Below are 13,277 nucleotides of genomic sequence, written 5' to 3'. Positions count from 1 at the left end.
TCCCGGAGGCGCCGCTAACTTTTTGTCTTAACCGAACCTCATGAGAAAGCTATTATCCGTTTTCGTCTTATTGTTGCTATCCTTATCCGGCATGGCCGCCGATTACTATTGGGTGGCGGGCACTGGAACCTGGAGTAACCTGAACAACTGGCGTTTGGGCAGTCCTACGGGTGCTATCCCGAGCATCGTGCCGTCCAGTGCGGACAACGTAATTTTTGGTCCTCCGGCCGGGCAGGCTGGCAACTGGGTGGTGACGGTGGATGCGAACGTGTTTTGTAACAATTTTACCTGGCTGCCGGGATTGACCGGAAACCCGAGGATCAACAGGTCCAATAATTCGTTTGTCATCTCCGTTTCCGGAAATGTATCGCTTCAGCCGGTCGTGTCTTACGATGCAATCGGGCTCGACCTGGTGGGTAGCACGAATACGACGGTAATGGCCAATGGCCCGTTGAATGTTAACATGTCGTATAATATCCGGAAAACAGGCGGGGCAGTGGTGACTTTCGCGGACGATTACATCCCGAACTTGGTGTACAACCGGAATACAATTACACTAAATACGGGGGGATTGAATGTGGCAAACCGGAAGATCACCATGTATTCTTTCGGTACCGATCAAGCGGGGCCGCGGACGATGGATATCACCAATGCTACCCTTGAACTCAATTTTAACTATAGTGCCGTAGGTGCCGGGTTGGTACTTTCCGCCGCCGGCAGTACGATCAACACCAACCGCTTCTGGTCTGACGGTGGAACATATCATCATGTGATGATCCGGAATACGAACAGCGGGGAACATGCCGTGGTGGGGAGTACTTTTAAACGGCTGGAATTTACGACGGCTTTGTTAAGCTCGCAGGCCCGCATTGCCAATAACAATACCATCGATACGCTGATTTTTAATGGATGGGGATCGATCCGTACTTCTTCCAACGTTGTGAAATATGCCTTGTTCAAGTTAGGCGGGTTTATGGGAGGCGTAAACAACCAGGTGCAGTATGCCGAGATGAACGGCGCATTCAGTACGGTTGACAACGCTACAGCCACTTTCGATACGCTGATTACCATGCCCAATAAAAATATTGCCATTTCAGGAACGGTGACCGTCAATAAACTCTTCAGGGCGGGCGGTGCGCCCTGCAATGGATTTACGGAGATTTCAGGCAATGGCGGCGTAGGCACGTTGCAATTTACGGCAGGAGCTACCCTGGATATAGACAACGTGCTGTTGACGAACATGACCGCACAGGGGCCGATGACACCTGTTACCGTGAATGGTATTGATAACGAAGGGAATACCGGTTGGAACATCATAGAACCCACCACTCCCGGCACTACACTGTATTGGGTGGGCGGTGCAGGCGACTGGAATGATAACGCACATTGGAGCACCACAAGTGGCGGAATCGGCGGCGCGTGTATTCCATTTATCAATGACAATGTGGTATTCAATGCCGGCAGCGGATTTTCTGCAGGCAACAATATCATAACCACCTCGGCCAATGCGTATTGTAAAGACATGACCTGGTCAGGCGTGGCTGCAAATCCGATCTTTAATGAGAGCGGATCTTTTGTATTGAAGGTATACGGATCCGTGAGCCTCGATCCCACGGTAACCATGAATAGCGGGCTGGATTTAGCTGGCGACAAGGACGTAACCTTCACGACAAATGGGGCTACCCTCGGAACGCTGGGGCTGAATGTACGAAAATTCAGGACTGGTGAAATCGCCAAAGTTACTTTCACAGATAACTGGACCAATGCCACCGGCGCAATTGCGATTCCCAGGGGCGGTATTGATTGGACTGGCCGGACGATGAATATCAACTGGCTTTCTTCCGGCGGTTCGCTCGGGCGTTATCTTTATCTGGAAAATGCAGTGATAACGGTGAATGACTGGACAGTCATCGGTTTGTACCACGTTGTTAACGCGAACAACTCCTATATCAAGACGGGTACCATCACTACCCGTACTGCGACTTACCACGACGTGGAAGTGACCGGCACGGCGGAAGTGCCGATGGATGTGGCCCATACCAGTTTTGGTTGGCTGACTTTCAGCAACCCTTCGTTAACGAGCGGGGCGCGCATTTTAAACAACAACACGATCCGGCGACTTGAATTTAAGGGGAAGGGACAAGTCCGTGCCAACAGTAATAACATCGACTCACTGATATTGGCGCCGAACAGGAACTTTTCGTTCTACCTGGCTTCCAATACTACCATCAATAAATATTTCAGGGCGGTACACCCTTCGTGCAGCGGTTTAGGTGAGATCAGGAGCGGTTCTGCGGCAGTCAGCACGTTGAACTTCGGGCCCGACGCCACCGTGGAGATCGATAACGTGTATATGGAGAATATGGCCGCGGCAGGCGGCGGAGGTACGCTGACACTGCCGATTTCTTTCAGCGGTGCGGATGCCGGCGGCAACAGCGGATGGACCATCAATTCCGCCGCTGGCGGCGCTCGGTATTGGGTGGGCGGTTCCGGCGACTGGAACGATGCCAGCCATTGGAGCAACACCAGTGGCGGCCCTGGCGGGGCTTGTATCCCGACGGTGAGCAATGATGTTTTCTTCGATGCCAATTCCGGGTTTACTGCAGCCTCTAAAACGGTCACCATTGCTACGGGGAACGCTTACTTCCATAATATGGACTGGACCGGTGTTGCCAATGAACCGATCCTCGATAAAAGCGCGTCCTGGGTGGCGGAGTGCTGGGGCAGCATGGTTTTGAACCCGACGGGTTACATCAATGGACAGATCCGTATGATAGGAAATGAGCAAGTGACGATCGCTGGCAGTGTACGGGGCAACTTTGACCTGGATATTATCAAAACTGCCGGTGGTAGCGTGACGATGGTGAATGACTACGCGAACCTGAATACGGATGTCCGGCTTACCACAGGAGGATTCAGCATTGCGGATAGGACGATTTCCTTTGGAAATTTGAGCAATATCGGCATAGATAATAACATCCAGCTCAATATTTCCAATGCCAATCTTACCAGCTTCTTCCAGTATAGCGGCCCGATGATAAACAGAACGCTGAATGCCGCAAACTCCCGGATTACGGGAGCAGTTGCAATTCATTACGGCGCTTATAACGTAATCACTGTACCCGGGACACAGAATAATCACGCCGTACTAGCGAACGTAACGATTGATTCTTTGGTATTCAGCAACCCGCACCCGGCATCGGTGGCAGGTATCAATGGAAATAGCAACACGGTTAACTACGTGGAGTATAAAGGTAGCGGCGGTATTTACGGAACGGGCAATATCATGGGCACGCTCGTGTTCTTCCCCGGTAACGTATACCGTTTGAATGGCGGTTCTACCAATACCATCACCGGAGAATGGTTCGGCAGCGGTACGCCCTGCCGACTGACGGAGATCCGCAGCACGACCACCGCACAAGCCAGTATCGTAAAAACCAGCGGCGACGTGCTCTTCGACTACGTCCGCCTGGAACGATCGAATGCAACAGGCGGTGCTACCTTCCGTGTGAAGGAGCACAGCGACGACCTCGGAGGAAACACCGGCTGGACGATCGAACCGAGGAACGACGCCGCTCCGATTCTCGGTCTCGGCGCCGACCAGGAGCTTTGCGCCAGTGCGTTCCCCACCACGTTGAATACGGATGGATTCTTCGGCGCGCCCGGGTCCGTGTACACCTGGAGCGACGGCAGCACCGGCGAAACGCTTACGGTCACCACGCCCGGTACCTACCGCGTCAGCGTAACCTTCCCCGACGGATGTAACGTAAAAGATACGATCAAGATCACCCAGGCCGTGGTGCCCGTGGATCCTATCGCGGGAGACGCGGAAATCTGCGCGGGTGAAACCAAGACATTAACCAATGCCACCGCCGGCGGCGTGTGGACTACCAGCGATGCCGCTGTAGCTACCGTAGACGTTGCCGGTGTGGTGACGGGCGTTGCCGCCGGTAATGTTACCATTACTTATACGGTGACTTCCGGCGCGGGCTGCGTGAATGCAGTAACGCATGCCATGACGGTGAACGCCCTTCCCGTGATTCCCGCCATCACCGGTACGCCGGACGTATGCGTGGGTGCAACTACACCTTTGGCGAACACCCTGGCGGGTGGCACCTGGTCTACCAGCGACGCGGCTGTTGCGATGGTAAATACTGCCGGCGTTGTGACGGGCGTTTCAGCTGGTACGGCTATTATTACTTATGAAGTAACGAATGCGGCCGGATGCACATCCAGCCAAACGATCAATATAACCGTAAACGCCCTCCCGGTAATGACGCCTATAACCGGTACCACTACGGTATGTGAAGGAGCGACTACAACGCTGTCGCATGCGATTGCAGGCGGTGTGTGGACTTCCACCAACATCGGCATTGCAGCCGTGGACATGGCGGGGATTGTGACGGGCATGTCGGCGGGTACGGCCGATATCACTTATACGGTGATGAATCCGGAAGGATGTACCGCCAGCGAAACGGTGACCATCACGGTGAATGCGCCGCCGGCAAGCACACCGGTTACCGGTACGATGGCAGTATGCATCGGCGGGAATACTACTTTGGCGAACGCCACGCCCGGAGGTACCTGGTCTTCTTCCAACACCACCGTAGCGACAATAGACGCATCTGGTGTAGTGACGGGGCTTACGGCCGGTACTACCATCATTTCATATGCCGTGAACCATGCAGGAGGATGCGTAACAACGGAGACCGCTACGGTTACGGTCAGCGCACCGCCGACGGTGAGTGGCATCAATGGCACCACAAGCCTTTGCATGGGTGGAAATACGACACTGACAAATGCTACGCCGGGTGGCGTGTGGGCTTCCGGCAATGACGCCGTAGCCACGATTGACGCTGCCGGCAATGTGACGGGCATTGCAGCAGGCACAGCCACCATTTCTTATACCGTGACCAACGCTACGGGTTGCGCGACATCGCAGTCTACGACCGTAACCGTATACATGACGCCGGTTGTGGCCGCCATCACCGGTGTCAATACCATTTGCGATGGCGACTTTACCCAATTGCAAAACATTACACCTGGTGGCGTTTGGTCGTCTGCCGATATGAGTATCGCACTGGTCGATCCCTTTGGGGCGGTCTTGGGCAACTCGCCAGGCGTAACGACCATTTCATATACAGTGACCGACGCGAATGGTTGCGCGACAGTGCGCACCACGCCGTTTACCGTGAATACGCCGCTCATCGTAGCGCCGATCACGGGCAGCAATGCCGTTTGTACGGGTGGCACAATCACCTTGTCGAGCCTGACGACCGGAGGCACCTGGGCTTCCAGCAACCCGGCAGTGGCTTCGATTAATTCGCAGGGTGAAGTGACGGGCCTGACTATCGGTACTACAACTATTTCTTACCAGGTGACCAACAGCGCCAGCTGTAACGCGATGGTAACATTCAGCCTGACAGTACAATCGCCGACGACCGTAGCGCCTATCACCGGGACCACCGATATCTGTATCGGCGGTTCCTCCACATTGGCAAATGCTACCGCAGGCGGTGCCTGGTCTTCCAGTGACCCCACCGTGGCGACAATCAATGCATCAGGGGAAGTAACGACGGTTTCCGCGGGTACGACAACGATCTCATATACACTCACCGAAGCATCGGGTTGTACGTCTACCCAGACGGCTACGATAACGGTGCATGCATTGCCGACGGTAGTTCCGATCACCGGTACTATGGACGTGTGCGTAGGCGCCACCACTGCTTTGGCAAGCGCCACAGCAGGCGGATCCTGGACATCTTCCGACATTTCCATCGCAACAGTAGATGCTGCCGGCGTTGTGACAGGTGTATCCGCCGGTACGGTTAATATTACGTATACATTTACGAATGCAGCGGGTTGCACCGCTGACCAGGTTACTGCTGTAACAGTTGATGCCCTGCCCGTTGTAGCCGCGATCACCGGTACTACCGACGTATGCGCAGGTGCTTCCACTATTTTGGTAAGCGCTACTGCAGGCGGTACCTGGACATCTTCCGATATTTCCATTGCGACAGTTGACGCGGCCGGCGTGGTGACTGGCGTATCCCTGGGCGCGGCCACCATTACTTATACAGTAACCAACGCAGCAGGTTGCACCGCCATCCAGACTGCTGAGGTGAATGTTGATCCGGTGCCTGTAATAGATCCAATCGCAGGCGCAGCGGCTATCTGCTTGGGAACCAATACTACATTTACGAATCTTACTGCAGGAGGCACCTGGTCGTCTTCCAACACTGGCGTGGCGACGATTGACGCGGCGGGGGAAGTGACGGCTGTGGCTCCAGGTACAACGAATATTATTTATACCGTGACCAGCGCGATGGGTTGCGTATCGGCCCGGTCGGTGTCGCTGACGGTGAATGCACTTCCGGTTGTAAACCCGATCCTGGGTGTGATGAGCGTTTGCGTGGGAGGAACTACTTCATTGTCGAGTGCTACTACCGGCGGCGTGTGGGCTTCTGCCGACCCTGCGGTGGCAACGATTGATGTGAACGGGGAAGTGACCGGTGTATCCGCCGGTACAGCCACCATTTCTTATACCGTGACCAATGCTGCGGGATGTGTGACTGAGCGGACGGCTACCGTAACGGTGAATGCGCTGCCTGCGGTAGCTGCGATTACCGGGACTACGGATCTGTGTGAAGGGGCAACTGTCCAATTGGCGAGTGTTACTCCGGGAGGCGTTTGGTCGACTTCCAGTACGTTGGTGGCTTCCATCAATACGGCTGGAGAGGTGCAGGGGATTGCCGCCGGAACGGCTGTGATCACTTACACGGTCACCAACGCATCCGGTTGCGAGCAGTCGGTGACGACGACCGTTACGGTGAACGCGCTTCCCGTTGTTAGCGCAATTACAGGGACGATGGATGTGTGCGTGGGTTCCACCACGGCTTTGGCGAGCGCTACGGCAGGAGGGACCTGGACTTCATCTGATATCTCCGTTGCAACGGTGGATGCGGCAGGTGTGGTGACGGGCGTGTCCGCAGGAACGGCTGATATTACTTATATGGTTGTCAATGCATCCGGATGTGAGCTGGCGGTGACGGCGACGGTTACGGTGAATGATGTGCCGGTTGTTGATCCGATTACGGGAACAATGAATGTGTGTGTGGATGCGATGACCACTTTGGAGAGCACGACTGCGGGAGGCGTTTGGTCTTCTTCCAATACCGGTGTTGCGACGATTGACGCTGCTGGTGTGGTGACGGGCATATCCGCGGGGACGGCAACCATTTCTTACACGGTAACGAACGCTTCGGGTTGCGTAATTGAGCAAACGGCTGCGGTTACGGTTGATGCATTACCCGTGGTGGATCCGATAGCCGGAACGACCGACGTTTGCGTAGGTGCTACCACTACTTTAACCAATACGACGGCTGGTGGAACCTGGTCATCTTTCAACACGGGCATCGCGACAGTAGATGCCGGAGGGATGGTGATGGGTGTATCCGCCGGAACAACAACTATTACTTATTCGGTAACCAGCGCCGCGGGTTGCATGACGGAACAGGCGATTACCATTTCCGTGAATGCCCTCCCGACCGCGGGAACCATCACCGGCACGACGGACGTCTGCGTAGCAGGCACTACAACGCTTGCCAATGCCACCACCGGCGGTGTTTGGTCCTCCAGCGACCTGGCGGTAGCAACGATAGCTGCAAACGGTGAAGTAACTGCGATTGCCGCGGGTACGACGACCATCACTTATACAGTGACCAACGCATCTGGTTGTGTAGCCACTACTACCACGACAGTTACTGTGAATGCCCTCCCGACCGCGGGCACCATCACCGGCACGACGGACGTCTGCGTAGCAGGCACTACAACGCTTGCCAATGCCACCATCGGCGGTGTTTGGTCCTCCAGCGACCTGGCAGTAGCAACGATAGCCGCAAATGGTGAGGTAACTGCGATTGCCGCAGGTACGACCACCATCACTTATACCGTAACCAACGCATCCGGTTGCGTAGCTACGACTACCACGACAGTGACGGTGAATGCCCTCCCGACCGCGGGCACCATCACCGGCACGACGGACGTATGCATAGCAGGCACTACCACTTTGGCTAATACTACCACCGGCGGCACCTGGTCCTCCAGCGACCCCGCTATAGCAGCGATTGCTGCAAATGGTGAGGTAACTGCGATTGCCGCCGGAACGACCACCATCACTTATACGGTAACCAACGCATCCGGTTGCGTAGCCGCGACTACCGCGACAGTAACCGTGAATGCCCTCCCGACCGCGGGAACCATCACCGGCACGACGGACGTCTGCGTAGCAGGCACTACAACGCTTGCTAATGCCACCACCGGCGGCACCTGGTCCTCCAGCGACCTGGCGGTAGCAACGATAGCCGCAAATGGTGAGGTAACTGCGATTGCCGCGGGTACAACGACCATCACTTATACCGTAACCAACGCATCCGGTTGCGTAGCGACTACTACCGCAACAGTGACCGTGAATGCGCTCCCGACCGTGGGAGCCATCACCGGCACAACGGACGTCTGCGTAGCAGGCACTACAACGCTTGCCAATGCCACCATCGGCGGTGTTTGGTCCTCCAGCGACCTGGCGGTAGCAACGATAGCCGCAAATGGTGAGGTAACTGCGATTGCCGCAGGAACGACCACCATCACTTATACCGTAACCAACGCATCCGGTTGCGTAGCTACGACTACCACGACAGTGACGGTGAATGCCCTCCCGACCGCGGGCACCATCACTGGTACCACGGACGTCTGCGTAGCAGGTACTACCACACTCGCGAACGCAACCACCGGCGGTACCTGGTCCTCCAGCGACCTGGCGGTAGCAACGATAGCTGCAAACGGTGAAGTAACTGCAATTGCCGCAGGTACAACGACCATCACTTATACCGTAACCAACGCATCGGGTTGCGTAGCTACGACTACCGCGAATGTGACGGTGAATGCGCTCCCGACCGTGGGAGCCATCACCGGCATGACGGACGTATGTGTAGCAGGCACTACCACTTTGGCTAATACTACCACCGGCGGCACCTGGTCCTCTAGCGACCTGGCGGTAGCAACGATTGCTGCAAACGGAGAAGTAACTGCAATCGCCGCGGGTACAACGACCATCACTTATACAGTGACCAACGCATCCGGTTGCGTAGCGACTACTACCGCAACAGTAACCGTGAATGCCCTCCCGACCGCAGGAACCATCACCGGCACGACGGACGTCTGCGTGGCAGGCACTACAACCCTTGCGAACGCCACCACCGGCGGTGTTTGGTCCTCCAGCGACCTGGCGGTAGCAACGATTGCTGCCAATGGTGAAGTAACTGCGATTGCCGCAGGTACAACGACCATCACTTATACGGTAACCAACGCATCCGGTTGCGTAGCTACGACTACCACGATCGTAACTGTGAATGCCCTCCCGACCGCGGGAACCATCACTGGCACGACGGACGTATGCGTGGCAGGCACTACAACCCTTGCGAACGCCACCACCGGCGGTACCTGGTCCTCCAGCGACCTGGCGGTAGCAACGATAGCCGCAAATGGTGAGGTAACTGCGATTGCCGCAGGTACAACGACCATCACTTATACAGTGACCAACGCATCCGGTTGCGTAGCGACTACTACCGCAACAGTAACCGTGAATGCCCTCCCGACCGTGGGAATCATCACCGGCACGACGGACGTCTGCGTAGCAGGCACTACAACGCTTGCCAATGCCACCACCGGCGGTGTTTGGTCCTCCAGCGACCTGGCGGTAGCAACGATAGCCGCAAATGGTGAGGTAACTGCGATTGCCGCAGGTACAACGACCATCACTTATACAGTGACCAACGCATCCGGTTGCGTAGCGACTACTACCGCAACAGTAACCGTGAATGCCCTCCCGACCGTGGGAACCATCACCGGCACGACGGACGTCTGCGTAGCAGGCACTACAACGCTTGCCAATGCCACCACCGGCGGTGTTTGGTCCTCCAGCGACCTGGCGGTAGCAACGATAGCTGCAAACGGTGAGGTAACTGCGATTGCCGCGGGTACAACGACCATCACTTATACAGTAACCAACGCATCCGGTTGCGTAGCTACGACTACCGCGACCGTAACTGTGAATGCCCTCCCGACCGCGGGCACCATCACTGGTACCACGGACGTCTGCGTAGCAGGTACTACCACACTCGCGAACGCAACCACCGGCGGTACCTGGTCCTCCAGCGACCTGGCGGTAGCAACGATTGCTGCAAATGGCGAAGTAACTGCGATTGCCGCAGGTACGACCACCATCACTTATACCGTAACCAGCGCATCCGGTTGCTTAGCTACGACTACCACGATCGTAACCGTGAATGCCCTCCCGACCGTGGGAACCATCACCGGCACGACGGACGTCTGCGTAGCAGGCACTACAACGCTTGCCAATGCCACCATCGGCGGTGTTTGGTCCTCCAGCGACCTGGCAGTAGCAACGATAGCCGCAAATGGTGAGGTAACTGCGATTGCCGCAGGTACGACCACCATCACTTATACCGTAACCAACGCATCCGGTTGCGTAGCTACGACTACCACGACAGTGACGGTGAATGCCCTCCCGACCGCGGGCACCATCACCGGCACGACGGACGTATGCATAGCAGGCACTACCACTTTGGCTAATACTACCACCGGCGGCACCTGGTCCTCCAGCGACCCCGCTATAGCAGCGATTGCTGCAAATGGTGAGGTAACTGCGATTGCCGCCGGAACGACCACCATCACTTATACGGTAACCAACGCATCCGGTTGCGTAGCCGCGACTACCGCGACAGTAACCGTGAATGCCCTCCCGACCGCGGGAACCATCACCGGCACGACGGACGTCTGCGTAGCAGGCACTACAACGCTTGCCAATGCCACCATCGGCGGTGTTTGGTCCTCCAGCGACCTGGCAGTAGCAACGATAGCCGCAAATGGTGAGGTAACTGCGATTGCCGCAGGTACGACCACCATCACTTATACGGTAACCAACGCATCCGGTTGCGTAGCTACGACTACCACGACAGTGACGGTGAATGCCCTCCCGACCGCGGGCACCATCACCGGCACGACGGACGTATGCATAGCAGGCACTACCACTTTGGCTAATACTACCACCGGCGGCACCTGGTCCTCCAGCGACCCCGCTATAGCAGCGATTGCTGCAAATGGTGAGGTAACTGCGATTGCCGCCGGAACGACCACCATCACTTATACGGTAACCAACGCATCCGGTTGCGTAGCCGCGACTACCGCGACAGTAACCGTGAATGCCCTCCCGACCGCGGGAACCATCACCGGCACGACGGACGTCTGCGTAGCAGGCACTACAACGCTTGCTAATGCCACCACCGGCGGCACCTGGTCCTCCAGCGACCTGGCGGTAGCAACGATAGCCGCAAATGGTGAGGTAACTGCGATTGCCGCGGGTACAACGACCATCACTTATACCGTAACCAACGCATCCGGTTGCGTAGCGACTACTACCGCAACAGTAACCGTGAATGCCCTCCCGACCGTGGGAATCATCACCGGTACGACAGATGTATGTGTAGCAGGTAGTACAACCCTTGCGAACGCAACTACCGGCGGTGTTTGGTCCTCCAGCGACCTGGCGGTAGCAACGATTGCTGCAAATGGCGAAGTAACTGCGATTGCCGCAGGTACGACCACCATCACTTATACCGTGACCAATGCTTCCGGTTGCGTAGCCACAACTACCGCAACAGTAACCGTGAATGCCCTCCCGACCGCCGGCACCATCACTGGTACCACGGAAGTCTGCGTAGCAGGTACTACCACACTCGCGAACGCAACCACCGGCGGTACCTGGTCCTCCAGCGACCTGGCGGTAGCAACGATTGCTGCAAATGGCGAAGTAACTGCGATTGCCGCAGGTACGACCACCATCACTTATACCGTGACCAATGCTTCCGGTTGCGTAGCGACTACTACCGCAACGGTAACCGTGAATGCCCTCCCGACCGCCGGCACCATCACTGGTACCACGGACGTCTGCGTAGCAGGTACTACCATGCTTGCAAACGCAACCACCGGCGGTGTTTGGTCCTCCAGCGACCTGGCGGTAGCAACGATTAATGCTGCAGGTATGGTAACCGGCGTATCAGCAGGTACGGTAACGATCACCTACACTGTAGGCACTGGCTGCATCGCCACCGCAACCACCACCGTAACCGTGAGCGCACTGCCTGCCGCAGGCACTATCACCGGCGCCACCACGCTCTGCGATAACGCCACCACCACGCTGACGAGCTCCGTCACCGGCGGCGCCTGGTCTTCCAGCAACCCCGCCGTGGCAACGATCGACGCAGCAGGACAGGTAACCGGCATCACCGCAGGCACCACCACCATCACCTACACCGTAACCAACAGCACTGGTTGCACCGCCAGCCAGACCGCCATCGTTACCGTCAATAACTGCACACCGCAGGTACCGCCCGTTGCGGAGAACGACGCCGCATCCACTTACCAGGATCGCGCCGTAACCGTAAACGTAGCCGGTAACGACCGCCAGGACAATGGCGCCATCGACTTGTCGTCCGTGCAAATCGTAACAATACCCGCCAACGGAACCATCACCGTGTTGCCTGGTGGAAATGTGAGATACACCCCGGCCGCAGGTTTCACCGGAACGGATCAATTCACCTACACCATCCGCAACACCGCCAACCTCACATCTAATACCGCCACTGTCACCATCACGGTAGACGTAATGCCGGTAGCCGTGAGCGATACCGCCAACATGCGGCCCGACCAACGGACGGTGATCCCGGTGCTGGTGAACGATAGAGGATCCCTCGATCCCACGACCATCATTATTTCCCGTCAGCCCGCAAGAGGAACGCTCAGTGTTAATGCCGACGGTACCATCACCTTCACCCCGCTGCCCGGATTCAAGGGCGCGGAAGCATTCCGGTACCGCGTCCGCGACGCAAACGGCACCCTGTCGAACGAAGCCGAGGTGATCATTTACGTGGGCGAAGAAGACTTCTTCATCCCCAATGCCATCACGCCGAATGGCGACGGCATCAATGATCGCTTCGTGATTCCCGACTTGCACAAGTTCCGGAGCACGATGCTGACCATCTTCAACCGTTGGGGCAACGAAGTGTACCACAATCCGCGGTACGACAACCGTTGGGATGGCAACGGCCTCTCCGGCGGCACCTATTATTACATCCTGAAAGTTGATACCCCGCAGGGTCATAAAGTGATCAAGGGCTGGATTCAATTGCTTAAATAACCGA

1 protein-coding gene is annotated in these 13,277 nt (G+C 56.5%); it reads left to right on the top strand.

Annotated features, from left to right (window positions below; all coding sequences use genetic code 11):
• The first annotated feature begins 40 nt into the window (after positions 1 to 40).
• A complete protein-coding gene (locus WJU16_RS05090) occupies positions 41 to 13,273 on the top strand; it encodes an Ig-like domain-containing protein (protein ID WP_341837241.1) in 13,233 nt (4,410 codons plus the stop codon).
• Positions 13,274 to 13,277 lie beyond the last annotated feature (4 nt).

The sequence above is a fragment of the Chitinophaga pollutisoli genome (assembly GCF_038396755.1).
Taxonomy (GTDB): Bacteria; Bacteroidota; Bacteroidia; order Chitinophagales; family Chitinophagaceae; genus Chitinophaga; species Chitinophaga pollutisoli.
This window is presented reverse-complemented; position numbering and strand designations above follow the sequence as displayed.

Bases quoted from the DNA above. Each gene is read 5' to 3' on its own strand.
- WJU16_RS05090 (WP_341837241.1), top strand. From the start codon at position 41: ATGAGAAAGCTATTATCCGTTTTCGTCTTATTGTTGCTATCCTTATCC.